The sequence below is a fragment of the Rathayibacter sp. Leaf299 genome (genome assembly GCF_001423055.1).
Classification (GTDB): Bacteria; Actinomycetota; Actinomycetes; order Actinomycetales; family Microbacteriaceae; genus Rathayibacter; species Rathayibacter caricis.
Map to the genome: position 1 here is coordinate 1,095,395 of NZ_LMNT01000001.1, position 25,638 is coordinate 1,121,032.

The window sequence follows — 25,638 nt, forward strand, 5'->3', positions numbered from 1 at the left end:
GGCACATCCGCGTGACCACATTATGCGGGGCGGAGAGCGCTCCAGCGGACTCGAACGGGTGACAGAGTCGGCGGCGGCGCCTCCCGGACGGGCGACAGGGCCCCGAGAGGCAGGAATAGAGGAGCGCCTCCGACGCTTAAGATCGAGTATCCGGGGGCTCCCGGACCGGATGCCCCACCTCACGCCGGGCACCCGCTGTCGACCTGTTAGGGGCATTGATGGACCAGCCGGATCCCTTCGGATTCCTCGGACTCACCTACGACGACGTCATGCTCCTGCCGGGGCACACCGACGTCATCCCGAGCGAGGCCGACACGACCTCCCGGCTCACCAAGCGCATCACCGTCGCGACGCCGCTCCTCTCGGCCGCCATGGACACGGTGACCGAGGCGCGGATGGCGATCGCCATGGCCCGCCAGGGCGGCCTGGGCGTCCTGCACCGCAACCTCTCCATCGCCGACCAGGCCGACCAGGTCGACCGCGTCAAGCGCAGCGAGTCGGGCATGGTCTCCAACCCCGTCACCACGACCCCCGACGCCACCGTCGCGCAGGTCGACGAGCTGTGCGGGCAGTACCGGATCAGCGGCCTCCCCGTCGTCGACTCCACCGGGGTCCTCGTCGGCATCATCACGAACCGCGACATGCGCTTCGTCTCGCCGTTCGAGAAGGCCTCGACCCTCGTCCGCGACGTCATGACCAGCTCCGGCCTCATCACCGGCCGCGTCGGCATCCCCGACAGCGAGGTCATCGCGCTCTTCGCCCAGCACAAGATCGAGAAGCTGCCGCTGGTCGACGAGCAGGGCAAGCTCGCCGGGCTCATCACCGTCAAGGACTTCGACAAGTCCGAGCAGTACCCCAACGCCACCAAGGACGGCGAGGGGCGCCTGCGCGTCGGCGCCGCGATCGGCTTCTTCGGCGACGCCTGGCAGCGCGCGACCGCGCTCCTCGAGGCCGGAGTCGACGTCATCGTCGTCGACACCGCCAACGGCGACTCCGCCGGCGTCCTCGACATCATCCGCCGCCTCAAGTCCGACTCGGCCTTCGCCGGAGTCGACGTCATCGGCGGCAACGTCGCCACCCGCTCCGGCGCCCAGGCGCTCGTCGACGCGGGCGCCGACGCCATCAAGGTCGGAGTCGGCCCCGGCTCCATCTGCACCACCCGCGTCGTCGCCGGCGTCGGCGTGCCCCAGGTCACCGCCGTCTACGAGGCCTCCCTCGCCGCCCGCGAATCCGGCGTGCCCGTGATCGCCGACGGCGGCCTGCAGTACTCGGGCGACATCGCCAAGGCCCTCGTCGCCGGCGCCGACACCGTCATGCTCGGCTCGCTGCTCGCCGGCTGCGAGGAGAGCCCCGGCGACCTCGTCTTCCAGAACGGCAAGCAGTTCAAGACGTACCGCGGCATGGGCTCGCTCGGAGCGCTGCAGACCCGCGGGGAGCGCACCTCCTACTCGAAGGACCGCTACTTCCAGTCCGACGTGCCCACCGACGACAAGCTCATCGCCGAGGGCATCGAGGGCCAGGTGCCCTACCGCGGACCCCTCGCGAACGTGGCCTACCAACTCGCCGGCGGACTCCGGCAGTCGATGTTCTACGTCGGCGCGCGCACCATCACCGAGCTCAAGGAGCGCGGGAAGTTCGTGCGGATCACGGCGGCGGGGCTGAAGGAATCGCATCCGCACGATGTTCAGATGGTGGTGGAGGCGCCGAACTACCGGCGCTGAGTGCTGCTGGTGGCGTGGGTCGGCGTCGGATCGCGATGGCGGCCCCTCTGCCCGATGGGCCTGCGGCCCATACGCCCACCACACCGGAGGGGCCGCCATCCCGATCCGCCGCCGACCCCGTCCCGGGAGTCGGCGGCGGTTCTGCGTGAGGCGGAACGCCGGACGCAGCGCGAGCGGCGCGGGGCGCCGCCGCGGCTGCGCCGGGAGGGTGGGGCAGCGCGAGCGGCGCGGGGCGCCGCCGCGGCTGCGCCGGGAGGGGCTTGCGGGGGGGCTCCGGGGAGGGGCCGCTCGTGTGAGGGGACCGGGGGCGGGAGATGAGCGGGGCGAGGCGCCCGGCTAAAGTGGCACGGTGACTGAGATCGAGATCGGCCGCGCCAAGCGCGCTCGCCGCGCGTACGCCTTCGACGACATCGCGGTCGTGCCCAGCCGCCGCACCCGCGATCCCGAGGTGGTCTCGGTCGACTGGACGATCGACGCGTACCGGTTCAGGACGCCGATCCTCGCGGCTCCGATGGACTCGGTGGTGTCGCCGGCGACGGCGATCACGCTCGGACGTCTCGGCGCGCTCGGAGTGCTCGACCTCGAGGGTCTGTGGACCCGTTACGAGGACCCGGAGCCGCTCCTCGCCGAGATCCGCGAGCTGCCCGCCGAGCGGGCGACCGAGCGCATGCAGGAGATCTACTCCGAGCCGATCAAGCCCGAGCTGGTGACCGCGCGCCTGGCCGAGATCCGCGCCGCGGGCGTCACCGTCGCCGGAGCGCTCTCGCCGCAGCGCACGGCCGAGCTGTACCAGACCGTCGTCGATGCGGGCGTCGACCTGTTCGTCATCCGCGGCACCACCGTCTCGGCCGAGCACGTCTCGCGTGACACCGAGCCGCTGAACCTCAAGAAGTTCATCTACGAGCTCGACGTCCCCGTCATCGTGGGAGGCGCCTCCACCTACACCGCGGCGCTGCACCTCATGCGCACCGGGGCCGCGGGGGTGCTCGTCGGCTTCGGCGGGGGAGCGGCGTCGACGACGCGCGCGACCCTCGGCATCCAGGCGCCGATGGCGACCGCCGTGGCCGATGTCGCCGGCGCTCGCCGCGACTACCTCGACGAATCGGGCGGACGCTACGTGCACGTGATCGCCGACGGCGGCCTCGGCACCTCCGGCGACATCGTGAAGGCCGTGGCGGTCGGCGCCGACGCCGTCATGCTCGGCTCCGCGCTCGCCCGCGCGACCGACGCCCCGGGCGGCGGCTGGCACTGGGGCCAGGAGGCGCACCACCCGCAGCTGCCGCGCGGCCGCCGCGTGCAGGTCGGCACGGTCGGCACCCTCGAGCAGGTCCTCTACGGCCCCGCGACCGGCGCCGACGGCACCGCGAACCTCATCGGCGCGCTCCGCCGCTCCATGGCGACCACCGGCTACTCGGACCTCAAGGAGTTCCAGCGCGTCGAGGTCGTCGTCGCCCCCTACCAGCCCAGCTGACCCTCGGCCCGTCGCGCGAGGGAACCCCGGACGGTCGAGGGAGCCCGCACCGGCTGGTTCCCTCGACGGTCCGGGGTTCCCTCGATACGCCTGACACCGGCACGGGCCAGGCGGACGAGCAGGGGCCGGGTGTCGTAGGCGTCGCGCCAGGACCAGCGGGCGAAGCCGCGCACGCACGACCGGAGGCGATCCTCCCGACGCTTCTCGGCGAGGAGCACCTCCTCGGGCGTGCGGCCGAGGAGGAACGCCGGGTCGGCGTACTTGTGATCGCCGTCCGCTTCACCGACCACAGCCGCGTCCTCGAAGAAGAAGTCCACCACTCCGGCCCGCCCTCCGAGGTCGTGGATCGGATGCTGCAGCACCGGCGCCGGCAGCCCGCCCACGTGCATCGCCACGCGGCTGATCGACTCGAGCGGTGTCTCCGAGGCGGGGTCCGCGAACGCGATGACGGCGGCGCTCGCGGTCCGGCCGCGCGAGCCGGGCGGCAGGTCGGCGTGCCGCTCGAGCAGCTCCTCGCGCCGGAGAAGGAAACGGCCGTCGTCGTCGACCAGACGCAGGGCGTGGCCGGCGGCGACGACGGCGCGACGGAAGGACGAGAACCGAGTGAGGTCGAACACCGTCTGGGCGAGATCCGAGACGGCGAGGCCGTCGACCACTGCGAGCGTCGGGAAGCGAGCGCTGCGGTGCTCGGCCACCCCGTTGCGCGTGCGACTGCCGACGTCCGTGGCTCCCTCGACGTGGACGGTCGTGCTGAGCGGCTCGACCAGGGGGAGCCCCCAGATCGCAGCGGCCGACTCGCGGAGGAAGAAGGGCGACGACCACGTCGCCGCGATCGCGTCGATGCGCGCCCGATGCCTCTCGTCGACCGAGGCCTGCGCCCACACATCCGCTCGCGCGTACACGCCCCTGCGCAGCCGGACGAACTCGTCCGACCGTCCGCACGTCCTGTCCCGGAGCAACTCCACCGCACTCATCCGCCCACCCTGGCTCACTGCATCGCCCCGTGGTCCTCTCCTGCACCTCCCTGTGGAGACCCGGCCGGCCCCTGTGGACAGTGAGGGAACCCCGGACCGTCGAGGGAGCCCGGAAGGGCTGGTTCCCTCGACGGTCCGGGGTTCCCTCGGCGGCCGGGCGGCGTCCGACGTTCCCCCGGGGGCGAACGGAGGGAGGGAGGGGAGCGGGCGCGCCTAAACTGGACGCATCCCGAGTCAGGAGCGCCGCAGGGCGCGGATGGAGCACGCATGGTCGAGGTCCGCAGGGTCAAGCTGCCCGGTGTCGGAGTGCTGCACACGTTCCTCACCGCCGACGGCGGCAAGGTCGGCGTCATCGCGCACCGCTCCGGCCACAGCGACCTCATCACGTTCGCCGAGGGCGACCAGGACGGCGCCAAGGTCTCCCTCCGCCTGAGCGACGACGAGGCGCACACCCTCGCCGAGCTGCTCGGCGGCACGCAGATCACCGAGTCGCTCACCGCGCTGGATCAGATCCCCGGCCTCTCGATCGACTGGTTCACCGTCGACTACGACGACCACATCGCCGGGCAGCAGCTCGGCAAGCCCGCCGACCGCGGCATCGTCGGACTGACGGTCGTCGCCGTCGTGCGCGGGGACGCCGCGAACCCGGCGCCCGCACCCGACTTCCGCGTCTTCCCGGGCGACACACTGGTGGTCGCCGGCAGTCCCGAGAAGGTCGCCAAGGCGTTCGCCTTCTTCCGCACGGGAGCGTTCCACAAGACGGCCGACGCGCCCGGAGCCTGAGGATGCACCACGGTGAAGACCTCATCGTCCTCGGGATCCTGTTCGTCGTCGCCTACGTGCTCGGCCGTCTCGGCCGGACGATCGGCCTCCCGGCGATCCCCATCTACATGGTCGTGGGGCTCCTCGCGAGCCCGAACTTCCACTGGTTCCCCCTCGATTTCGAGTCCACCTACATCGAGCTGACGGCCGTCTTCGGCCTGATCCTGCTGCTGTTCAACCTGGGCCTGGAGTTCGATCAGGACGAGTTCTTCGGCAACGCCGGGCGCCTGATCCTGTCGGGCGGCACCTACATCGGCGTGAACATGGCCGTGGGCCTGGGCTTCGGCTTCCTGCTGGGCTGGGGGAGCCAGGAGGCGCTCATCGTCGCCGGCATCACGGCGACGAGCTCGAGCGCGATCGTGACCAAGCTCCTGATCGAGCTCAAGCGCCTGGCCAACCCCGAGACTCCGATGATCCTCGGGGTCACCGTGGTCGAGGACATCTTCATCGCGATCTACCTGGCCATCGTCTCGGTGGTGCTCTCGGGCGAGACCGAGCCGTGGCCCGTGATCCTGAAGCTGCTCATCGCGTTCGCGTTCCTGGTCGTCATGTTCTCGATCGCTCGCTGGGGCGGCCGCGTGGTGTCCCGCCTGTTCCGCACCCGCGACGACGAGCTCTTCACGATCCTGTTCTTCGGTCTGGCGCTGCTGTTCGGCGGCATCGGCGAGGTCCTCGGAGTGACGGACGCGATCGGCGCGTTCCTCATCGGCCTCGTGATCGGCGCCACCCGCTACCGCGCCCGGGTCGAGCACATCGCGATCCCGCTCCGCGACGTCTTCGGGGCCTTCTTCTTCGTGAACTTCGGTCTGGGCCTGGATCCGAGCGCGTTCCCGGAGGTGGTCCTCCCCGTCCTCGCGGCGGCCGTCATGACCATCGTCCTCAACCTCGGAGCGGGCCAGTTCGTGGCCTGGCTCAACAAGCTCGGGCCGCGGGCGGGACTCAACGCGGCGTTCATCCTGCACAACCGCGGCGAGTTCGCGCTGATCCTCGCGACCCTCTCGCTGTCGGCCGGGCTCGACGACCGGATCCAGCCGTTCGCGGGTCTGTACGTGCTGATCATGGCGATCGTCGGTCCGATCCTGGCGTCGCGGTCCGAGAGCATCGGGCAGTTCCTGTCGGAGCGGCGCCGCCGGCCGTCCCGAGCGCCGGCGAAGCGCGGTGCGCTCGAGGAGGAGGAGTTCGCGCTGGTCGAGGCGGCGATGGCCGATACTCCGGAGGCGACCCGGACCGGGCCGACGCGGACAGAACCCGCGCGGACCGACCCCGAGTCCGTCGACGCCCCGCCCCGGCGGGAGCCCGAGCACGACGAGCTCGACGACGAGTTCCCCGACCCGATGCGCCAGGCGCTGATCGATCAGGCGATGCAGCAGTCGGACGGCGCGGAGGACCGGCGCCCGCGCCGGCCCGTCGAGCCCGACTACTGATCCCGGGGAGCTCCCACGGTCACCGGTTAGGCTCGACGGGTCCACCGGCGGCCCCGCTGGGCTGCCGGGACCCCGCACGAACGAGGAGCGCATGACGCAGAGCACCGTCTGGCAGGTCGCCCGGCGCCCGCGCTGGATCGGTGCGCTGGTGCTCGCCCTCGTGATCGCCGGTCTCTTCGCCGCCCTCGGCCAGTGGCAGGTCGGTCGCGCGATCGACGCGGCCGAGCCCGACGGAGGCGCGTCGGAGACGATCGTCCCGCTCGACGCCGCAGCCGCTCCCTCCGCCCCCGTCACGGCGACGGCCGACGGCCAGCGGGTCGAGGCCGCGTCGGCGCTCGTCCCCGGCGGCGCCGAGGTGATCGGCGGGCGCCTCAACGCCGGCGAGCCCGGCTGGTGGGTCTTCGCCCGGACCCGCACGAGCACCGCCGACCTCGTCGTCGCCTACGGCTGGACGGCCGACGAGGGCGAGGCGCGCGCCGTCGCCGAGCGCCTGAACTCCGGCGAGGAGGTGCCTCCGGCGTCCTACACGGGCCGGCTGGTCGCCAACGAGGCGGCCGAAGCGCCGGAGGAGGGCGTGGATCCGCAGACCCTCACCGCGCTCTCGATCCCCGCGCTGATCAACCGCTGGCCCGACCCTCCGGCCGACGTCTACCAGGGCTACATCGTCGTGGACGAGCCGCTCGAGGGCCTCGAGGCCATCGACTCGCCCGCCCGCCAGCAGGACCTCTCGCTGAACTGGCTCAACGTGTTCTACGCGATCGAGTGGGTCGTCTTCGCCGGCTTCGCGCTCTACCTCTGGTACCGCCTCGTCCGCGACGCGTGGGAGCGCGAGGTCGAGGAGGCGCTCGACGCGGAGCAGTCGGCCCGCGCCCCCACCCCCTCCGCCGCACCGTAAACTGGACCTCATGCCCCTCGAGCCCAAGCCCGCGCAGTTCCCTGCGATCCGGAGCGCTCTGCGCTTCTACCGGGTGACCTCGATCATCACGGGCGTCATGCTCCTGCTGCTGTGCGCCGAGATGCTGCTGAAGTACGTGTTCCACCTCGAGCTCTTCGCCTTCGGGCAGCAGGGCGTGCTGAACCTCGCGCCGATGTACGAGGTCCCGGGCGGTGAGTACGAGTCCAGCGGCACGGGAGCGAACCTCTCGACCGGCATCCTGATCGCGCACGGCTGGTTCTACGTCGTCTACCTCTTCGCCGACTTCCGCCTGTGGAGCCTGATGCGCTGGCCCTTCAGCCGCTTCGTGCTCATCGCGCTCGGCGGCGTGATCCCCACCCTCTCCTTCTTCGTCGAGGGGCGCATCGCGCGCGAGGTCGAGCAGTACCTCGCGCGCCGCACCGCCGGCGTCGATCCGAAAGCCCCGACCGACTCCGTGGAGGCCCCCCATTAGCGAGCAGCCCAGCGCCCCTTCGACCCCGCAGCTGGCCTCCCAGCCGGTGCTCGTCGTCGACTTCGGCGCGCAGTACGCGCAGCTGATCGCGCGTCGCGTCCGCGAGGCGAACGTCTACTCCGAGATCGTGCCGTCGAACGTCACCGCGGCCGAGATCGCCGCGAAGTCACCGGTCGGCATCATCCTCTCGGGCGGCCCGTCCAGCGTGTACGAGGAGGGCGCCCCGCAGCTCGACCCCGCGATCTTCGATCTCGGAGTGCCGGTGCTGGGCATCTGCTACGGCTTCCAGGTGATGGCCAAGGCGCTCGGCGGAGAGGTCGCGAACACCGGCCTCCGCGAGTACGGAGCGACCGACGCCGCGATCTCGACCGACGGCGGCGTGCTCCTCGGCGAGCAGCCGGCCGACCAGACGGTCTGGATGAGCCACGGCGATTCGGTCGCGAAGGCGCCCGAGGGCTTCGACGTCCTCGCCTCGACCACCTCCACCCCCGTCGCCGCCTTCGGGAGCGACGCGCGCCGCCTCTACGGCGTGCAGTGGCACCCCGAGGTGAAGCACTCGACCCACGGCCAGGCCGTCATCGAGAACTTCCTGCACCGCGCCGCAGGGATCCCGAACGACTGGAACTCCTCGAACGTCATCGAGGACCAGGTCGCCCTCATCCGCGAGCAGGTCGGCTCGGGCCGCGTCATCTGCGGCCTCTCCGGAGGAGTGGACTCGGCCGTCGCCGCGGCGATCGTGCACCGCGCGGTGGGCGATCAGCTGACCTGCGTCTTCGTCGACCACGGACTCCTCCGCAAGGACGAGCGCCGCCAGGTCGAGGAGGACTACGTCGCCGCGACGGGTGTCCGCCTGGTGACGGTCGACGTGCGCGAGCAGTTCCTCGACGCGCTCGCCGGCGTCAGCGACCCGGAGCAGAAGCGCAAGATCATCGGGCGCGAGTTCATCCGCACCTTCGAGGCGGCCGCCGAGGCGCTCGTCCTCGAGGCGCAGGGCGAGGGTGCGTCGATCGACTTCCTCGTGCAGGGGACCCTCTACCCCGACGTGGTCGAGTCCGGCGGCGGCACGGGCACCGCGAACATCAAGTCGCACCACAACGTCGGCGGACTGCCGGAGGACCTCCAGTTCACGCTGGTCGAGCCGTTGCGCACCCTCTTCAAGGACGAGGTCCGCGCCATCGGCCGCGAGCTCGGCCTGCCCGAGGTCATCGTCGGCCGTCAGCCGTTCCCCGGCCCCGGCCTCGGCATCCGCATCGTCGGCGAGGTCACCCAGGAGCGGCTCGACCTGCTCCAGGAGGCCGACGCCATCGTCCGCGCCGAGCTGACCGCCGCCGGCCTCGACTCCGAGATCTGGCAGTGCCCGGTCGTGCTGCTCGCCGACGTCCGCTCGGTCGGCGTCCAGGGCGACGGCCGCACCTACGGCCACCCGATCGTCCTGCGCCCCGTCTCCTCCGAGGACGCGATGACCGCCGACTGGACGCGCCTGCCGTACGACCTGCTGGCGCGCATCTCGAACCGCATCACCAACGAGGTCGCCGGAGTCAACCGCGTCGTGCTCGACGTCACGTCGAAGCCGCCGGGCACCATCGAATGGGAGTGACGCCGCGGGCCTCCGCACGGCCATCTGCGGCGTTGTCGTCGGGCGCGGTACCGCCGGTACCGCTTCCTCCTCCGCCTTGCAGCTGACCGCGCGGAGGCCCGCGGTGAGACAGCGATGGACGGGCTCCCGAGGGGGCCCGTTCGGCGTTTCCGGACGGGGTCAGGCGGGGCTGTCGACGACGCCGACGAAGCGGGTGCCGATGCCGTCGTACTCGTCGCGGCGGTGACCGTCGGGGTGGTGCGGCCACTCCTCGAGGGAGTGGTCCTCGCAGACGAGGAAGGTGAAGTCGGGCCACCACTTCTTGGGGCGCGCGGCCTCCGAGCGGCCGCAGACGGTGCAGTCGAGGGTCACCCAGACCGGGCGCTTGCCGGTGCGGTTCTCGCGGGACTGGACCAGCCACGGCGGCGGCTCCTGCTCCAGGGCCGCGAACTCCTCCTCCGAGAGGCGGGCGGCGAGGCCGTGGCGGGCCGCCATCTCGACGGGGATGTCGAGGCGCTGAGCGGCCTCGCGTCGCGTGATCATCGGGCCACCCTAGCCCAGCGTCCGGACACGGGACCGGCTGGTCGGGCGCAGCGAGGCCCGTGCCAGGAGCCACTCGAGCGGACCCTGGCCGATGTACTGGCGCCAGAGCATCGCGAAGGCGATCGAGCCGAGGGCGAAGTACAGCAGGATGTCCCAGCCGCGCCACGCGTCGAAGTCGAACGGCTCGAAGGGGATGAGGTAGAGGGCGAGGAGGACGATCTGCAGCGAGTAGATCGTCAGGGGCATCGCTCCGACGGCCTCGAGCGGAGCAGCGAGGCGGCGGAAGGCGCCCGAGCGCTGCCCCAGCGCGGTCAGGAAGCCGATCGCGATCGCGGCGACTCCGCCGGCGCCGAGAAGCTCGGCCGTGGTGCTCGCGTGGGCCTCCACCGTCTCGGGTCCGCCGAACAGCAGCCCTCCGCCGTAGCCGATCAGGGCCGAGGCGGCACCGCCGATCACGAGCCAGCGCTGGGTGGTCGCCGAGCGGACGTCGCAGCGGGCGACGAGGAGGCCGAGGACCACGTAGGCGAGCCAGGACGGCACCGGGTAGTACTGCGTGAGCCAGGTGAGGGGCTGCCGCGCGATGAGCGCCTCATCGGGCGGGAGGAGCGCCAGCCACGGTGTGCTCCGGAGCACGAGCTCGTCGACGACGATCGGCCCGGCGACCGCGAAGACCGCGACGAGCACGGCCAGGACTGCTCTCGGGAGGAACAGCAGCAGCGCGGCGACGAAGAACATCAGCCCGTAGTGCGACAGGATCACCGCGATCGGCGTCCCGAGGACGGTGAGAGCGACGCCGATCGCGAGGAGGTAGAGACCGCGCAGCAGGATCGACGCCGTGTCGAGCCAGGGTCGCGTCGACCTCCCCGCGCCGCCCGTCACGAGTCCGATCGAGACGCCCGCGAGGACGGCGAACAGGACGGAGCTGCGCCCGTCCCACGGCATCTCACGGCCGGTGGGGGCCAGATGCGCCGCGAACATGCCGAGGACGGCGAGCCCCCGGGCGACGTCGAGGCCGACGATCCGGGCGGGGGAGGAGGCGGTCACGACTCCATGGTGCCAGGCGCGCCTGGCACGGCGCCGGAACGACGACGGGCGCCCGACCCGGAGGTCGAGCGCCCGTGCGGACGTGGTGCGGTGACTACTCGCGGAAGATCGCGACGAGTCGCAGGATCTCGAGGTACATCCAGACGACGGTGACGAGGACGCCGTAGGCGCCCGTCCAGCCGTAGATGCGCGGGGCGCGGTTGCGCACGCCCTGCTGGATGAACTCGAAGTCCATCACGAGCGAGTAGGTCGCCAGGGCGATGGCGATGAGGCCGATCACGATGCCGATGAAGCCGGTGCGCAGACCGAAGCCGCCGCCGACGCCGAAGAGGCCGAGGCCCAGGTTCACGAGCGAGAAGACCGCGTAGCTGATCATGCCGATGAAGAAGATCTTGTTCAGCTTCGGCGAGGTGCGGATCTTGCCGTTCATGAACAGCGCCAGGGTGACGCCGATCACGATGACGGTCGCGAGGAGGGCCTGCACGACCGCTCCCTCGTAGACGTTCTCGAAGATGCCCGAGATGGCGCCGACTGCGACGCCCTGGGTCGCGGCGTAACCGAGGATCAGAGCGGGGCTCGGCACCTTCTTGAAGGCGTTGACGATGCCCAGGACCAGCGCGATGAGGACGGCCGGGAGCATGAGCCCGGGGACGAACCAGCCCACGGCCGCGCCCGCCAGGAGCACGACGAACGCGAGCGCCGTCTTCGCGAGGGTGTCCTCGACGGTCATCCGGTCGGTCTCGAGCGAGCTCGCGGCCGGACGGTTGTACATCTGGTCGAGCGTGTCGGACGAGACGTCGGGGAGGTCCTGCACGCGGCCGGCGTAGCCGCGGTTGCTGAACTCCGGACGCCCGAAGGCCGGATTGCTGCTTGCCATGGTTCCTCTTCTCTCAGGTGCGCTGGTGTCCGGTGGATCAACGGAGCTGAGTCGCGGTGTGGTCGGGATGCTGTGGTGCCGCCGGGTCCTCCGAGAGGACTCCGACGATGTGGTCCACAGTATCTGAGAACAGCTCTCAGAGTCTGGCTATTCCCCACGAGGAGACCGAGTCCTCGCCCGTAGGATCGCGGCATGTCCGACCGACTCCGACCGCTCGTCATCGGCCATCGAGGGGCGAGCGGGTACCGCCCCGAGCACACCCGCTCCGCCTACGACCTCGCCATCGCCCTGGGAGCCGACGCCGTGGAGCCGGACCTGGTCGCCACCCGGGACGGAGTGCTCGTCCTGCGCCACGAGAACGAGATCTCGGGCACCACCGACATCGAGCGCCGTCCGGAGTTCGCCGACCGGCGCACCACGAAGCGCCTCGAGGGGAAGGACGTCACCGGCTGGTTCACCGAGGACTTCACCTGGGCCGAGCTCTCCGAGCTGCGGGCGCGGGAGCGGGTGCCCGCCGTCCGCCCGTCCAGCGCCACCTTCGACGGCCAGTTCCCGCTCCTGCGCTTCTCGGACCTGCTCGCGCTGCTCGACCGGGCGGGCGAGGACGCGGCCGGCGCGCCTCCCGGCCTCGTCGCCGAGATCAAGCACGCCGACTACTTCGACTCGATCGGCCTGCCGCTGGACGTGCTGCTCGAGCAGGAGCTCGCCGCCGCCGGCTGGGGGCCGCGGGATCCGCGCCTGACGATCGAGAGCTTCGAGAAGACGGTGCTCGAGCGTCTCGCCGTCCGGGGCGTCGGCGCGAAGCGGGTGTACCTGATCGAGGCCGCCGGCACCGCTCCCGACCTCGTGGCCGCGCACGGTGCGCACGCGACCCCCTACGCCGACTTCGTCACCCCGGCGGGCCTGCGGGGTCTCTCCGGCACCGTCGACGGGGTGAGCGTCGACAAGCGGATGCTCTTCGCGCGCGACTCGGCCGGGCGCGCGGTCGGGCCGAACGACCTGGTCGCCCACGCGCACGCCGTCGGCCTCGAGGTCTACTGCTGGACCCTCCGGCCGGAGAACCGGTTCCTCGAGAAGGCGCACCGGCGCGGCAAGGACCCGGCCGCGTTCGGCGCGTGGCAGGACGAGTTCCGGATGATCCTGGCGACGGGCCTGGACGGCGTCTTCGCCGACCACCCCGACCTGGCGCTCGAGATCGTGGCCGCCGGAGCCTGATCCGGAGCCTCGCGGCGAGGATGGAGGGAACGGGGAGCGTCGACTGCCATCATCGGAGCCCGGCGGTCGACCCCCGCCGATCGCCCCGTGTCGAGAGGAGGAGCCCCGTGTCCACCCGCGCCCGCATCACCCGCCGCTGGCTCACCTCCGCCGTGCTCGCCGCCCTCGGGGTCGCGCTCGTCTACTGGATCGCCGTGCTCACGCCGCAGGGCCAGGCGGCCGAGAACTCCGGGCTCCGCGGGGCGGACCTCGTCTTCGGGCGGGCGACCGGCGCGGCCGCCGGCGCGCTGGCCGACGTCACTCCGGTGTCGATGATCGCCGGAGCGCTCCTGGCCGCGTCGATCGCGCTGATCCGCCGGCGCCCCGCCCTGGCGATCGCCTCCGTCGGCTCGATCGTGCTGACCGCCGGGCTCACTCAGCTGCTGAAGAACATCGTCCTCGAGCGGCCGCTCCTCGTCGAGACGGACGCCTGGTACACCGGCGGGAGCTTCCCGAGCGGGCACACGGCCGCCGCGGTCTCGGTCGTCTTCGCGTTGGCGATGGTGCTGCCGGCGCGCGGGCGCACGGTCGTGCTGCTGCTGGGAGGCGCGGTCGTGATCCTGGTCGGCAACCTCACCATGGCGGCGTCCTGGCACCGCGCGAGCGACGTGCTGGGCGCCGACCTCGTGGCGCTCGCCTCCGCCTCGGTCGCCTGCGCCTGGCTCTCGACGCGGGCGCAGCTCGGCCGGGCGCCGCGCCGCAGCACGCGCCGGGGGGTGAACCGGCTGCTGCTCGTCTGCTCGGCGGTCGTGGTGGTGGTCCTCGCCGGACTCGCGGTGCAGGGCATCCAGTACTACCCCGACGACACGAAGGACCTCACCGCGTTCGCGCTGCAGCAGCTGCTCGCGGTGTCGACCTCGACGATCGCCCTCGTGGGCTTCTCGCTCGCCTGGCGCGGGCTGGACGTGGGCGGTTCGCTGACGGCGTCGACGGCCCGCCCCCGGGCGGTCTGACCCGGCCCCGGGTGTCGGAGGGTCGATCTACACTCGGAGGGACATGAGCTTCCTCTTCGATCCGAGCGATTCCCGAGCCACCCCGGTCGTCCTCGCCGCACCCGGCCGCGACGGCGCCTCCTTCAGCGATCCGGCGCACGAGCAGCTCGTCGCGGGGCTCAACCCGCAGCAGCGCGAGGCGGTCGAGTACCGCGGCGACGCGCTGCTGATCGTCGCGGGCGCGGGCTCCGGCAAGACCAGCGTGCTGACCCGTCGCATCGCGAGCCTCCTCGGCAACGGCGAGGCCTGGCCGAGCCAGATCCTCGCGATCACGTTCACCAACAAGGCCGCGGCCGAGATGCGCGAGCGCGTCGAGAAGCTCGTCGGGCAGAGCGCCGAGGGGATGTGGATCTCGACCTTCCACTCCGCGTGCGTGCGGATCCTGCGGCGCGAGGCCGAGAACTTCGGCATGACGAAGTCGTTCACCATCTACGACTCGGGCGATCAGCGCGCGCTGCTCAAGCGGATCGTGAAGGACCTCGAGGCCGACTCGCTCGGCATCACGGTCGCGAGCGCCTCCTCGAAGATCTCGAAGCTCAAGAACGAGCTCGCCGACGTCGACTCCTACGCGCGCACCGCGAACATGAGCGACCCCAACGAGGAGATGTTCCTCCAGGTCTTCCGGGCGTACTCGCGGGCGCTCGAGAGCGCGAACGCGTTCGACTTCGACGACCTCATCGCGCAGACGGTCTACCTCTTCCGCGCGTTCCCGCACGTCGCCGCGAAGTACCAGCGGCGCTTCCGCCACGTGCTGGTCGACGAGTACCAGGACACCAACCACGCGCAGTACTCGCTGATCCACGAGCTGACCCGCCCGGTGCCGCGGGCGACGATCGACGCCGCGCAGTTCGACCGTCCGTACCGCGGCCCCGTCACGGCCGACGGGTCGATCCCCGGCGCCTCCCTCACGGTGGTCGGCGACTCCGACCAGTCGATCTACGCGTTCCGCGGCGCCGACATCCGCAACATCGTCGAGTTCGAGCGCGACTTCCCCGGCTGCCGGGTGATCCTGCTCGAGCAGAACTACCGCTCGACCCAGAACATCCTCTCGGCCGCCAACGCGGTCATCTCGAACAACTTCGACCGCCGCGCGAAGAACCTCTGGTCCTCCAGCGGCGACGGCGAGAAGATCATCGGCTACACGGGCTACTCCGGGCACGACGAGGCGCAGTTCGTCGTCGACGAGATCGCCCGGCTGCACGCGGCCGGCACGGGGTACGACGAGATCGCCGTGTTCTACCGCACCAACGCGCAGACCCGCGCGCTGGAGGAGATCTTCATCCGCTCGGCCCTGCCCTACCGGATCCTCGGCGGCACCAAGTTCTACGAGCGCGCCGAGATCAAGGACGCGCTCGCCTACCTCATCACCGTCGCCAACCCCGCCGACGTGCTGGCGCTGCGGCGGATCATGAACACCCCCAAGCGCGGCATCGGCCCGGCGACGGAGGCGCAGCTGCAGTCGTTCGCCGACACCAACGGAGTGACCCTCCGCGAATCGATGCGCAACGCCGGGTCGCTCGGCATGGGTCCGAAGGTCACGAAGGCGATCGTCGATCTGGCGACGCTGCTCGACGAGTGCGCCATGATGCTCGACCCCGGCCGCCCCGAGGGCGAGGCGAAGGTGCACGAGGTGCTCACGGCGCTCCTGACGCGCAGCGGCTACCTCGACATGCTGCGGGCGAGCCGCGATCCGCAGGACGAGGCGCGCGCCGAGAACGTCGACGAGCTCATCGCCGTGACCAAGGAGTTCGCGCGCAACAACCCCGACGGCGGCCTGGTCGACTTCCTCACCGAGGTGTCGCTCGTCGCCGCGGCGGACGACCTCGAGGACGACTCGGGCACCGTCTCGCTGATGACGCTGCACACCGCGAAGGGCCTCGAGTACGACGCCGTGTTCCTCACCGGGATCGAGGAGGACCTCCTCCCGCACCGCATCTCGGCGAACGAGCCCGGCGGTCCGGCCGAGGAGCGGCGGCTGTTCTACGTCGGCATCACCCGCGCGCGCAAGCGGCTCTACCTCTCGCTGGCGATGACGCGCGCGCAGTACGGCGAGACGTCGGTCGCGATGCCGAGCCGCTTCCTCCAGGAGATCCCCGGGGAGCTGATCGAGTGGCGGCAGTCGCCCGGCGCGGCGACCTCGCGCGGAGGTACCCAGCCGCGGGCTCTGAACGCGCAGCGCCCCGGCTTCGGCCGCTCCCGCTCGAACTCCGAGTTCCGCGAGGCGCTCGCCGCGGCGCCGAAGGCCAAGGCCGAGTTCCCCAACCGCATCACGGGCATGGTCCGCGACAACGGCGACCTCGAGCTGATCGCGGGCGACCGCATCCGGCACACCGATTTCGGCGAGGGCCGCGTGAACGCGGTCACCGGCGAGGGCACCAAGCGCGTCGCGCACGTGCTGTTCGACCAGGTCGGCGCGAAGAAGCTGCTGATCAAGGTCGCTCCGATCGAGAAGCTGTGAGGCGCGCCGACTCGTGAGGCCGCCGGTCGGCCGCCGGGCCAGGAGCGACGCCGCGGCGCGGTTCGCGACCGAGGCGTTCTCGCCGGCGGTGCTCGCGGTCGTCGTGCCGATCGCGGTCGGGGCGCGGGTCGCGGATCCGCCCCTCCTGGGAGTGGCATGGGGCGCGCTCGCGGCGCTGTTCGTCGGCGTCCTGCCGTACCTCGCGATCCGGCTGCTGCTGCGCGCCGGGCGGATCACGGGCGACCACCACGTCCCGGAGCGACGCGAGCGCGCTCTGCCGATCGCCCTGGCGCTCGTGTCGATCGTGGTCGGCCTCGTGCTGCTCGCGGCACTCGGGGCTCCCGCCGCAGTGACGACCTTCGGCCTCGTCACCGTCGCGGTCGTCGTGGCGGTCGGAGTGGTCAACCTCGCGTGGAAGCTGTCCGGCCACGCCGCGGTCGTCGCGACCTGCGCCGTCGTGGTGCTGATCGCCTACGGACCGTGGTCGCTGCTCGTGTCGGCGCCCGTCCTGCTCTGGACCGGCTGGTCGCGCGTGCGGCTCGGCGCGCACACCCCGGCGCAGGTCGTGGCGGGCGCGGCGACCGGCGCGGTGCTCGCCTCCGTCGTCTGGTCGCTGCTCGGCTGAGCCCAGCCCCCCCCCCCGCTGCGAGATGCCACTACGGTGCGCGACACGCCGCGAGGGGCGTACCGGAGTGGCATCTCGCGCGACGGTCAGGAGTAGCGGGCGACCAGTTCGCGCTTGAGCACCTTCCCGCTCGGGCCCAGCGGCAGGGCGTCGACGAACTCGATGCGGCGGGGGAACTTGAAGGCGGCGAGGTGCTCGTTCGCGAAGGCGATCAGCTCGTCGGCGCCGACCTCGGCCGACGGGGTGAGAACCACAGCGGCGACGATCTCCTGGCCGTGCTTCTCGTCCGCGACTCCGAAGACCGCCGCATTGGCGACGGAGGGGTGGCCGATCAGCACCTCCTCCACCTCGCGCGGGTACACGTTGTAGCCGTTGCGGATGATCATGTCCTTCGTGCGGTCCAGGATCCGCACGTAGTCCTCGTCGTCCTTCGTGCCGAGATCGCCGGTGCGGAACCAGCCGTCGACGACGGCCTCGGCGCTCGCCGCCGCGTTGCCGAGGTAGCCCTTCATCAGGTTGTGGCCGCGCACGACGATCTCGCCGAGCTCGCCGCGGGGGAGCAGCTCGATCCGATCGGTCACCTCGGGCCGGGCGACCTCGACCTCGACACCCCAGATCGGAGTGCCGACGGTGCCGGCGCGCGGCGGGACCCCCACGTGGTTGAAGGTGGCGACGGGGGAGGTCTCGGTGAGCCCGTAGCCCTCGTAGATCTCGACCCCGAACACCTCGCGGAACCGCTCGATGACCGCGAGCGGCAGCGACGCTCCTCCGGAGACCGCGTAGCGCAGCGGCGGACGGTCGGGTCGCCTGGTCGCGGCGTCGAGCAGCGCCACGTACATGGTCGGCACACCCTCGAACACCGTGCACTCGTGCGCGATCATCGCCTCGAGAGCGGCGTCGCCGTCGAACTTGGGCACCAGCACCACCGTCGCCGCCGTGCGGAAGGCCGTGTTCATCGCGCAGACCTGCCCGAAGGTGTGGAACAGGGGCAGCGCGCCGAGCACGACGTCCCCGCGGTGCAGGTCGAAGGTGTTCATCAGCAGCACGTCCGACTGCGACACGATCGCGAAGTGAGTCCCCTCCGCTCCCTTCGGACGGCCCGTCGTGCCGCTCGTGTAGAGGATCGTCGCGGTGTCGGAGGGCTCGCGCGGGACGTATCCGTCGATCGGAGCGGCCTCGGCTGCGAGGTCCTCGAGACGAGGGAACGGCGACCCGGTGCCGTCGGGCACCATCACGCTGAGCACGGGGACGTCGACGAGAGCGGCCCCGGCCGCCCCCTCGGGCAGGAGCGGCGCGGCGCAGATCAGCGCCGAGGCGCCGGAGTCGCGGAGCACGTACGCGATCTCGTCGTGCTTGAGGAGGGCGTGCACCGGCACGACCACCGCCCCGAGCGCGAGGACGGCGAAGTAGCCTCGCGGAAAATCGGGCACGTTGGGCACGAGCAGCGCGACGCGATCGCCGGGCCCGATCCCGTGGGCGCGCAGGGCTCCGGCGTAGGCCCGGGTCTGGTCCCAGAGCGTGGCGTAGTCGACGGCGAGCGGACCCACCCGGATCGCGATAGTGGTCGGCGTCCTCCGCGCCGCCTCCGCGAGGATCGCGGCGACCGAGAGGGTGCCGAAGCCGGTCGGGGCGGGCGGAGCCGCGGGAGCCTCCGCAGGTCGTGGTTCGGCGATGCTCATGGGTGCTCCCGTCGTCGTCGACAGCCGCGGCGGATGCCGGGTGGTTCACCGTAGGACCGGCGCGTGCCCCGTTCAAGGGATCCCATCGGATGCTCAGCGCGTCAGTGCGCGATGGCGGAGGATCACGAGGGGACCCGGCACGGTCAGTGCGAGGCTGTGGCTGACGGAGCCGAGCAGCAGCCGCAGGAACGCGCCGCGTCCGTGGCTGCCGACGACCAGCAGCCGCGCTTCCGCGGCGACCTCGCTCAGCTTCTCGACGGGGTTGCCGCGCACGAGCAGGTGCCGGATCTCGAGGTCGGGGCAGCTCTCGCCGAGGCCGACGAGGGACTCCGCGAGCACGAGGTCCTCGTCCTCCTCGATCGCGTCGATGACGCGGCGCTCGACCGGCACCGAGTCGGCCCACGCTCCGGGCAGCTGCCAGGCGTGGAGGGCGAGCAGGGGCTCGCCGAGCCGGTCGGCCTCCTTCGCCGCGAGCCTGATCGCCTCGAGCGAGACCTCGGATCCGTCGACGCCGACCGCGACTCCGCTGCGCCCCGTCGAGGCGGGCCCGGGGATGAGCGCCACCGCCGACCGCGATGCGGCGGCGACCCGGACGGCGACCGGCGCGGCCACCGAGAGACCGCGCCGGGAGAGCGGATGCGCGCCCAGCACCAGCAGGGCGCCGGCGGGCGCGGCATCGGCGAGCACGTGCACGGGATCGCCGTCGAGCAGCCTCACCCGTACGGGGACCCCGGCGTACTCCCGCTCGGCGAGGGCCCGCGCCTCCTCGAGCACCGCGCCCGCCGCGCGGCGCTGCTCGGCGGCCGCCTCGGCGATCCGGCCGCGCGCCGGCTCGACGACGCTCACGAGTTCCGCGGGCAGCCGATGGCCCCGCGCGTAATCGAGCGCCCAGCGCAGGGCGTCCGTGCTCCGATCCGATCCGCTGACTCCGACCACGACCGCGTCCATGCTGCGCCTCCTCATCGAGTGCTGCTCCGAGCCGCATTCTCCTCCACCGCAGGCCTCGGCGGGAGTGCTGGAGCCGGATCCGAGGGGCGCCGTAGGGTCGTGGCATGCGAGGCGAGGCGACCCTGTACACGGATGCGATCGCGACGGCTCCGTTCGCCCTCGCGGTCATCGCGGAGGCGACCGGGTCGCGGGTGATCGGAGCGCGCACCGCGGACGCGCACGTCCCCCTCTACAGCGGGCCGACGAGCGCCCGGGTCTCGGTCGCGGGCTTCGGCGACAGCGTGCCGATCGCCGTCGACGTGCGCGACGAGCGGGGCGTCGAGGAGGCGCGGGCCGCCGCGCAGGCACTGGGTCTCGAGCTCGCCGCCTATGCGGGCTGGAGCATCACGGCAGGGTTCTAGAGAGAGGACTCGCGGCGCACCTGCGCCAGGTACAAGCGACTCGGCGACGTCCGCACGACCGCCGGGAGCCGACGGTAGACGGCGAAGGTGACCCCGAGCGCCCGGTCGAAGCGCCGCTGCTGCCGCTCGCTCCAGCGGAAGCCGAACGGCTCCCGCAGCGCCGGCGGGAGGAGCCCCGCGGTGATCAGACGGAGGTACGGGCCGAGTGGGCGCAGGTACCACGCGGCGATCGCTCCACCGAGGAGGTCGTGCGCGACGCGGCGCGCGTCGGGCGTGACGCGCAGGCGCGTCACCTGCTCGTCCCAGTAGGCGTCGAACGCCGCCCGGTCGGCCGGCCACGCCGCGTCCGCCATCTGCAGCGAGGTGCCGACCACGCGTGAGCGGTCGACGAGATCGTCCGCCTGCTCCCGGGTCATCGGCCCGAACGCGCCCTCGTACAGCTGCAGCATCGACTGCGTGAGGGTCGCCGCGACCCAGCGCTGCAGCTCCGGATCGAAGGCGCTGTACCCGGGGCCGCGGACCGGGCCGTGCGCGCGGTTCACCCGGCGGCGCACCGCACGGACGTCGTCCGGGGAGCCGTAGTGCAGCGCGTAGAGGTAGGAGAGGGTGCCGTGCAGGCGCCCCAGCGCCCGGTGCACGAAGTCGGAGTGCTCGGCGACGCCCGCGCCGACAGCGGGGTGCGCGATCTGCAGCAGGATCGCGCGGGCGCCGGCGATCAGGAAGACGCCCTCGCGGAACACGTCGCGCTCCGGGCGGGAGCGGCTTCTCGAGGGCATGCGACCACGCTACGCGGCGCGGGAAGCGCTCAGTGCGTGCGGAGTAGAGTTGTCGCGGCCCAGGACTGTGCCGAGACTCCGGCGCAGACGGGCCGCATCGGACTCGAAACGCAAGCGCGCTCGGCGCGGAATGGGAATGCAGCGTGGATCTCTTCGAATACCAGGCCCGTGATCTGTTCGAGAAGTACGGCGTCCCCGTGCTCCCCGGCATCGTCGCCGATACGCCCGAGGAGGTGCGCGCCGCGGCCGAGAAGCTCGGCGGCGTGACCGTCGTCAAGGCGCAGGTGAAGATCGGCGGACGCGGCAAGGCCGGCGGAGTCAAGGTCGCCAAGACCGCCGACGACGCCGAGGAGGCCGCGAAGTCGATCCTCGGCCTCGACATCAAGGGCCACGTCGTCAAGCGCGTCATGGTCGCCGGTGGCGCCCGCATCGCCCAGGAGTTCTACTTCTCGGTGCTGCTGGACCGCGCCAACCGCTCCTACCTCTCGCTCACGTCCTACGAGGGCGGCATGGAGATCGAGCAGCTCGCCGTCGAGCGTCCCGAGGCGCTCGCGCGCGTCGAGGTCGTCGCCGGCCAGGGCATCGACCTCGCCAAGGCCGAGGAGATCGCCCGCGCGGCGAAGTTCCCCGAGGAGCTGATCGGCAAGGTCGCCCCGGTCCTCGTGAAGCTCTACGACGTCTACACCGGCGAGGACGCGACCCTCGTCGAGGTGAACCCGCTCGTCCTCACCGAGGAGGGCGACATCGTCGCGCTCGACGGCAAGGTCTCGCTCGACGAGAACGCCGGCTTCCGCCACCCCGAGCACGCTGCGCTCGAGGACAAGGACGCCGCCGACCCGCTCGAGGCGAAGGCCAAGGAGAACGACCTCAACTACGTGAAGCTCGACGGCGAGGTCGGCATCATCGGCAACGGCGCGGGCCTGGTCATGTCGACCCTCGACGTGGTCGCCTACGCGGGCGAGCGCCACGGCGGCGTGAAGCCCGCCAACTTCCTCGACATCGGAGGCGGAGCGTCCGCCCAGGTCATGGCGAACGGCCTCGACGTGATCCTCGGCGACGAGCAGGTCAAGAGCGTCTTCGTCAACGTCTTCGGCGGCATCACCGCGTGCGACGCCGTCGCCAACGGCATCCTGCAGGCGCTCGAGATCCTCGGCGACACCGCGACCAAGCCGCTCGTCGTCCGCCTGGACGGCAACAAGGTGGAGGAGGGCCGCGCGATCCTGCAGGCCGCCGCCAACCCGCTCATCACGCTCGCCGCGACCATGGACGAGGGCGCCGACAAGGCCGCCGAACTCGCCGCCGCGTAACGGACCCGACGACTCAAGGAATCAGAGAACAAGCATGTCGATCTTCCTCACCAAGGACTCCAAGGTCATCGTCCAGGGCATCACCGGCGGCGAGGGCACCAAGCACACCGCGCTGATGCTCAAGGCCGGGACCAACATCGTCGGCGGCGTGAACGCGCGCAAGGCCGGCACGACCGTCACCCACGGCGACGTCGAGCTGCCCGTCTTCGGCACCGTCAAGGAGGCCATCGAGGCCACCGGTGCCGACGTCTCCATCGCGTTCGTCCCGCCCGCCTTCTCGAAGGACGCCGTCATCGAGGCGATCGACGCCGAGATCGGCCTCCTCGTCGTCATCACCGAGGGCATCCCGGTGCAGGACTCGGCCGAGTTCTGGGCGTACGCGCAGGAGAAGGGGAACAAGACCCGCATCATCGGCCCGAACTGCCCCGGCATCATCACGCCGGGCGAGTCGCTCGTGGGCATCACCCCCGCGACGATCACGGGCAAGGGCCCCATCGGCCTCGTCTCGAAGTCGGGCACCCTGACCTACCAGATGATGTACGAGCTGCGCGACCTCGGCTTCTCGACCGCCATCGGCATCGGCGGCGACCCGATCATCGGCACGACGCACATCGATGCGCTCGCCGCGTTCGAGGCCGACCCCGAGACCAAGGCGATCGTCATGATCGGCGAGATCGGCGGCGACGCCGAGGAGCGCGCGGCCGACTTCATCAAGGCGAACGTCACCAAGCCGGTCGTCGGCTACGTGGCGGGCTTCACGGCTCCCGAGGGCAAGACGATGGGCCACGCCGGCGCCATCGTCTCGGGCTCCGCGGGCACCGCGCAGGCCAAGAAGGAGGCCCTCGAGGCCGCGGGCGTGAAGGTCGGCAAGACGCCGTCCGAGACCGCCGCGCTGCTGCGCGAGGTCTACGCGTCGCTGTAGCCACTGGCGCATCCGAACGGGCGGGATCCGCTGCTCCGGCAGCGATCCCGCCCGTTCGCGCGTTCCGGGGTACCGTCGCGGTGTGACCCGCAGACTCGGCCTCGACTTCCTCACCTTCGTCCCGTATCCGGAGGGCCCCGAGCAGCCCGGCGACGCCGCGCGCAGCCTGGAGGACGGGCTCGCCCTCTTCGAGCTCGCCGAGGAGCTGGGCTACGGCACCGGCTGGGTGCGGGTGCGCCACTTCGAGCGCTTCCTGGCCTCGCCGATGACCTTCTTCGCGGCCGCCTCGCAGCGCACGCGGCGCCTCCACCTGGGCACCGCCGTCATCGGCGCGCGCTACGAGGCGCCGATCCGCCTCGCCGAGGACGCGGCGACCGTCGACCTGCTGTCGGGCGGCCGCCTCGATCTGGGGGTGAGCAGCGGATTCGCGCACCTCGCGTCGGTCTTCGACGGGGTCTTCGGGCAGGGCGAGGGCGAGTTCCGCGCCGAGGCTCAGGAGCGGATCCGCCGGCTGCGCGAGGCCCTCTCGGGCGAGGTGCTCGGGATCGCGGAGTCGGCGCTGATGTCGGTGCCGGTCGGCGATCCGCTCATCCAGCATCCGCACGCCCCGGGACTCGCGGACCGGATCTGGTACGGCGCCGGCACCGTCTCCTCCGCGGTGCGCGCCGGCGAGCAGGGCATGCACCTGCAGGTCTCCACCCTCAACACGGAGGAGACCGGTCTGCCGTTCGCCGAGCAGCAGGCGGTGCAGATCCGCGCCTACCGCGAGGCGTTCCGCGCCGCGCATCCCGAGCGGACCTCGCGCGTCACCGCGGGCCGCATCGTGCTGCCGCTCCTGGACGACGCCGACGAGCGGGCCCATCGCGCCTTCATCGACGGCTACCTCGCGCGGATGAACGACGACGGCACACCGCGCACGGCCGACCGCTCGATCATCGCGGCTCCCATGCGCTTCAGCCCGCTGCACCTCGGCTCGCCGGAGGAGATCGTCGCGTCGCTCGCCGCCGATCCGGCCCTCGCGGAGGCGGACTCGCTGACGCTGACGCTCCCCGCGGTGGGAGGGGTGGAGTCGCACCGCCGGATCCTGCGGACGGTGGCCGAGCGGATCGCACCCGAGCTGGGCTGGGCACCCGAGCGCTAGCCGGCGGGACGCCTCCGCTCGAGCAGGACCTGCACCGGCCGCTGCAGCAGCAGGACCAGCAGCCACCAGAGCGAGGGCGCCGCCATCGCGAGCGCGAACGCGAGCACCAGCAGACCGAACGGCACGAGCGCCCGGCGCAGGGGCGCTCCGGCGACGCCCTCCCGCAGCAGCTCCGGGCGTCGCTCCAGGTGCCTCTCGATCAGCACGAGCGCGCCGCTCATCACGACCATGGTCCCGACGTAGAGGCCGATCGTCCCGCGGGAGTCGGGGAGCAGCGCGATCACGCCCGTGGCGAAGGGGAAGAACGCCACGGCGGCGAGCCAGAGCAGATCGAGCCAGGCCAGCGGGCCGTCGTAGTCGTCGGCACGCTCGAAGACGCGGTGGTGGGGGATCCAGAACACGGCGATCAGGACGAACGACAGAGCGAAGGCGAGCACCTGGTCGAGGTGGTCGTCGAGGAGCGCCGCCACGCCTCCTCCGCCCTCGGCGATCTCCGGAGCGAGCTGCACGAGCGGCAGCACCAGGAGGGTGATGGCGATCGCGACGGTCGCGTCCGAGAAGTTGACGAGGCGGTCCAGTCCCCGAGGGGTGCGGACGGGACGGGCAGAGGCCCGAGGACGCCTGCGCCTCGCCCATCGGTCCAGCGGCTCCAGGAGCAGGAGCAGCAGCAGCCAGAGCATGTTCACCGCGGGCACTGCCACCGCGAGGACGAGCGCGACGCCGAGCAGCCCGAGGACGATCAGCGGGCGGGACAGCGGCTGCGGGGCTCCGGCGCCGAGCGCGGGGTCCCGGCGCAGCAGCAGCCGCATGCCGAGGGTGGCGGCGCTCGCCGCGATGACCACTCCGATGTAGAGGGCGAAGACGGACGGATCGTCGGTGAACACGGTCGAGAGCAGGTTCGCCGCGAACGGCAGGAGGACGATCGCCGCGAGCCAGACGAAGTTCACCGCGACGAGCGCGGGGGAGTAGCCGCGCACCTCCTCGAAGACCGCGTGCTGCACCAGCCACAGGCGTCCGATGACCGCGAAGGTCACGACGAACGCCGCCAGCGTGCCGGAGTGGTCCGCGAGCAGCGGGCCGAGGTCGCCGTACCCGCCCTCCTCGACGACGTCGACGAGCGGCAGCACCAGGAACGTGATCGCGATCGCCGTGACGGCGTCGCTGAAGTTCACGAGCCTGTCCAGGCCGCGCTCGGTCCGCTCCGCCGGTGTCCTCGTCACGAGTCGACAGTAGGGCGTGGCGGCGCGCGCGGCAGGAGGGCGGGAGGCCGCGCGCCGCGCCGCGACCGGACGCGG

Annotated in this window: 23 protein-coding genes; 15 read left to right on the forward strand and 8 right to left on the reverse strand. The window is 71.9% G+C overall.

The genetic code is table 11. From position 1 onward, the window contains the following. Positions 1–218: 218 nt before the first annotated feature. Both guaB and ASF48_RS05195 read left to right on the forward strand, forming a co-directional pair. Complete coding sequence (gene guaB, locus ASF48_RS05190; protein ID WP_055787445.1) at positions 219–1,721, forward strand: IMP dehydrogenase; 1,503 nt, start codon at positions 219–221, stop codon at positions 1,719–1,721. Positions 1,722–2,070: 349 nt separating this feature from the next. Further along, on the forward strand, positions 2,071–3,192 hold the full coding sequence (locus tag ASF48_RS05195) for a GuaB3 family IMP dehydrogenase-related protein (RefSeq protein ID WP_055787447.1): 1,122 nt from the start codon (positions 2,071–2,073) through the stop codon (positions 3,190–3,192). Here the strand turns inward: ASF48_RS05195 and ASF48_RS05200 are convergent. Continuing rightward, the gene (locus ASF48_RS05200) at positions 3,177–4,094 is read right to left on the reverse strand and encodes a hypothetical protein (RefSeq protein WP_157603059.1); all 918 of its coding nucleotides are present in this window, start codon (positions 4,092–4,094) and stop codon (positions 3,177–3,179) included. The two genes, ASF48_RS05195 and ASF48_RS05200, sit on opposite strands and share 16 nt — an antisense overlap. 339 nt (positions 4,095–4,433) lie before the next feature. On the opposite strand from ASF48_RS05200, the gene ASF48_RS05205 reads away from it, so the two are divergent. The 5 genes from ASF48_RS05205 to guaA all read left to right on the forward strand — a co-directional run bounded on the left by ASF48_RS05205 (position 4,434) and on the right by guaA (position 9,397). Further along, complete coding sequence (locus tag ASF48_RS05205; RefSeq protein WP_055787452.1) at positions 4,434–4,949, forward strand: cation:proton antiporter regulatory subunit; 516 nt, start codon at positions 4,434–4,436, stop codon at positions 4,947–4,949. A gap of 2 nt (positions 4,950–4,951) precedes the next feature. Continuing rightward, the gene (locus ASF48_RS05210; protein WP_055787455.1) at positions 4,952–6,412 is read left to right on the forward strand and encodes a cation:proton antiporter; all 1,461 of its coding nucleotides are present in this window, start codon (positions 4,952–4,954) and stop codon (positions 6,410–6,412) included. Between the two features lie 91 nt (positions 6,413–6,503). Then, positions 6,504–7,307, forward strand: a complete 804-nt coding sequence (locus ASF48_RS05215; RefSeq protein WP_055787459.1) for an SURF1 family cytochrome oxidase biogenesis protein — start codon at positions 6,504–6,506, stop codon at positions 7,305–7,307. A gap of 10 nt (positions 7,308–7,317) precedes the next feature. Then, complete coding sequence (locus ASF48_RS05220; protein WP_055787462.1) at positions 7,318–7,800, forward strand: DUF3817 domain-containing protein; 483 nt, start codon at positions 7,318–7,320, stop codon at positions 7,798–7,800. Continuing rightward, positions 7,796–9,397, forward strand: coding sequence for a glutamine-hydrolyzing GMP synthase (guaA, locus tag ASF48_RS05225; RefSeq protein WP_055787468.1), 1,602 nt, complete (start codon positions 7,796–7,798; stop codon positions 9,395–9,397). Before ASF48_RS05220 ends, guaA begins: the two co-directional genes overlap by 5 nt. A 159-nt stretch (positions 9,398–9,556) precedes the next feature. On the opposite strand, the gene ASF48_RS05230 is transcribed toward guaA, so the two are convergent. The 3 genes from ASF48_RS05230 to ASF48_RS05240 all read right to left on the reverse strand — a co-directional run bounded on the left by ASF48_RS05230 (position 9,557) and on the right by ASF48_RS05240 (position 11,840). After that, a complete protein-coding gene (locus ASF48_RS05230; protein ID WP_055787471.1) occupies positions 9,557–9,919 on the reverse strand; it encodes a hypothetical protein in 363 nt (120 codons plus the stop codon). A gap of 9 nt (positions 9,920–9,928) precedes the next feature. After that, complete coding sequence (locus ASF48_RS05235; protein WP_055787474.1) at positions 9,929–10,963, reverse strand: DUF418 domain-containing protein; 1,035 nt, start codon at positions 10,961–10,963, stop codon at positions 9,929–9,931. Between the two features lie 94 nt (positions 10,964–11,057). Next, entirely contained in the window at positions 11,058–11,840 is a 783-nt protein-coding gene (locus tag ASF48_RS05240; protein WP_055787478.1) for a Bax inhibitor-1/YccA family protein, read from the reverse strand. A gap of 192 nt (positions 11,841–12,032) precedes the next feature. On the opposite strand from ASF48_RS05240, the gene ASF48_RS05245 reads away from it, so the two are divergent. From ASF48_RS05245 to ASF48_RS05260, 4 genes are all read left to right on the forward strand, one after another. After that, complete coding sequence (locus ASF48_RS05245; protein ID WP_055787481.1) at positions 12,033–13,055, forward strand: glycerophosphodiester phosphodiesterase family protein; 1,023 nt, start codon at positions 12,033–12,035, stop codon at positions 13,053–13,055. 107 nt (positions 13,056–13,162) lie between these two features. Further along, positions 13,163–14,047, forward strand: coding sequence for a phosphatase PAP2 family protein (locus ASF48_RS05250; protein WP_055787484.1), 885 nt, complete (start codon positions 13,163–13,165; stop codon positions 14,045–14,047). 43 nt (positions 14,048–14,090) lie between these two features. Continuing rightward, a complete protein-coding gene (locus ASF48_RS05255) occupies positions 14,091–16,544 on the forward strand; it encodes an ATP-dependent helicase (RefSeq protein ID WP_055787487.1) in 2,454 nt (817 codons plus the stop codon). 13 nt (positions 16,545–16,557) lie between these two features. Further along, positions 16,558–17,169 carry a phosphatase PAP2 family protein gene (locus ASF48_RS05260; protein ID WP_055787490.1) on the forward strand — a complete coding sequence of 204 codons (612 nt, stop codon included), beginning with the start codon at positions 16,558–16,560 and terminating at the stop codon, positions 17,167–17,169. 86 nt (positions 17,170–17,255) lie between these two features. Here ASF48_RS05260 and ASF48_RS05265 read toward each other — a convergent pair whose 3' ends face one another. Continuing rightward, on the reverse strand, positions 17,256–18,848 hold the full coding sequence (locus ASF48_RS05265) for a long-chain-fatty-acid--CoA ligase (protein ID WP_055787493.1): 1,593 nt from the start codon (positions 18,846–18,848) through the stop codon (positions 17,256–17,258). Positions 18,849–18,941: 93 nt separating this feature from the next. Next, positions 18,942–19,796 (reverse strand): universal stress protein, encoded by an 855-nt coding sequence (locus ASF48_RS05270; protein WP_055787496.1) that lies wholly within the window; start codon positions 19,794–19,796, stop codon positions 18,942–18,944. Between the two features lie 104 nt (positions 19,797–19,900). Here ASF48_RS05270 and ASF48_RS05275 point away from each other — a divergent pair, with 104 nt between their 5' ends. Further along, positions 19,901–20,197 (forward strand): hypothetical protein, encoded by a 297-nt coding sequence (locus ASF48_RS05275; RefSeq protein ID WP_055787498.1) that lies wholly within the window; start codon positions 19,901–19,903, stop codon positions 20,195–20,197. On the opposite strand, the gene ASF48_RS05280 is transcribed toward ASF48_RS05275, so the two are convergent. Next, positions 20,194–20,973, reverse strand: coding sequence for an oxygenase MpaB family protein (locus tag ASF48_RS05280; RefSeq protein ID WP_055787502.1), 780 nt, complete (start codon positions 20,971–20,973; stop codon positions 20,194–20,196). The two genes, ASF48_RS05275 and ASF48_RS05280, sit on opposite strands and share 4 nt — an antisense overlap. Positions 20,974–21,116: 143 nt before the next feature. Between ASF48_RS05280 and sucC the strand changes: the two genes are divergently transcribed. From sucC to ASF48_RS05295, 3 genes are all read left to right on the forward strand, one after another. Then, positions 21,117–22,280, forward strand: coding sequence for an ADP-forming succinate--CoA ligase subunit beta (sucC, locus tag ASF48_RS05285; protein ID WP_055787504.1), 1,164 nt, complete (start codon positions 21,117–21,119; stop codon positions 22,278–22,280). A gap of 34 nt (positions 22,281–22,314) precedes the next feature. After that, positions 22,315–23,202, forward strand: coding sequence for a succinate--CoA ligase subunit alpha (gene sucD / locus ASF48_RS05290; protein ID WP_055787509.1), 888 nt, complete (start codon positions 22,315–22,317; stop codon positions 23,200–23,202). 82 nt (positions 23,203–23,284) lie between these two features. Next, on the forward strand, positions 23,285–24,343 hold the full coding sequence (locus ASF48_RS05295; protein ID WP_162238023.1) for an LLM class flavin-dependent oxidoreductase: 1,059 nt from the start codon (positions 23,285–23,287) through the stop codon (positions 24,341–24,343). Here the strand turns inward: ASF48_RS05295 and ASF48_RS05300 are convergent. Beyond that, positions 24,340–25,563 carry a TMEM175 family protein gene (locus tag ASF48_RS05300; protein ID WP_082480995.1) on the reverse strand — a complete coding sequence of 408 codons (1,224 nt, stop codon included), beginning with the start codon at positions 25,561–25,563 and terminating at the stop codon, positions 24,340–24,342. The two genes, ASF48_RS05295 and ASF48_RS05300, sit on opposite strands and share 4 nt — an antisense overlap. Between the last annotated feature and the right edge of the window lie 75 nt (positions 25,564–25,638).

Bases quoted from the DNA above. Each gene is read 5' to 3' on its own strand.
- ASF48_RS05205 (WP_055787452.1), top strand. From the start codon at position 4,434: ATGGTCGAGGTCCGCAGGGTCAAGCTGCCCGGTGTCGGAGTGCTGCAC.
- guaB (WP_055787445.1), top strand. From the start codon at position 219: ATGGACCAGCCGGATCCCTTCGGATTCCTCGGACTCACCTACGACGAC.
- ASF48_RS05220 (WP_055787462.1), top strand. From the start codon at position 7,318: ATGCCCCTCGAGCCCAAGCCCGCGCAGTTCCCTGCGATCCGGAGCGCT.
- ASF48_RS05255 (WP_055787487.1), top strand. From the start codon at position 14,091: ATGAGCTTCCTCTTCGATCCGAGCGATTCCCGAGCCACCCCGGTCGTC.
- ASF48_RS05210 (WP_055787455.1), top strand. From the start codon at position 4,952: ATGCACCACGGTGAAGACCTCATCGTCCTCGGGATCCTGTTCGTCGTC.
- ASF48_RS05245 (WP_055787481.1), top strand. From the start codon at position 12,033: ATGTCCGACCGACTCCGACCGCTCGTCATCGGCCATCGAGGGGCGAGC.
- ASF48_RS05280 (WP_055787502.1), bottom strand. From the start codon at position 20,973: ATGCCCTCGAGAAGCCGCTCCCGCCCGGAGCGCGACGTGTTCCGCGAG.
- ASF48_RS05270 (WP_055787496.1), bottom strand. From the start codon at position 19,796: ATGGACGCGGTCGTGGTCGGAGTCAGCGGATCGGATCGGAGCACGGAC.
- ASF48_RS05275 (WP_055787498.1), top strand. From the start codon at position 19,901: ATGCGAGGCGAGGCGACCCTGTACACGGATGCGATCGCGACGGCTCCG.
- ASF48_RS05265 (WP_055787493.1), bottom strand. From the start codon at position 18,848: ATGAGCATCGCCGAACCACGACCTGCGGAGGCTCCCGCGGCTCCGCCC.
- ASF48_RS05240 (WP_055787478.1), bottom strand. From the start codon at position 11,840: ATGGCAAGCAGCAATCCGGCCTTCGGGCGTCCGGAGTTCAGCAACCGC.
- ASF48_RS05215 (WP_055787459.1), top strand. From the start codon at position 6,504: ATGACGCAGAGCACCGTCTGGCAGGTCGCCCGGCGCCCGCGCTGGATC.
- ASF48_RS05230 (WP_055787471.1), bottom strand. From the start codon at position 9,919: ATGATCACGCGACGCGAGGCCGCTCAGCGCCTCGACATCCCCGTCGAG.
- sucD (WP_055787509.1), top strand. From the start codon at position 22,315: ATGTCGATCTTCCTCACCAAGGACTCCAAGGTCATCGTCCAGGGCATC.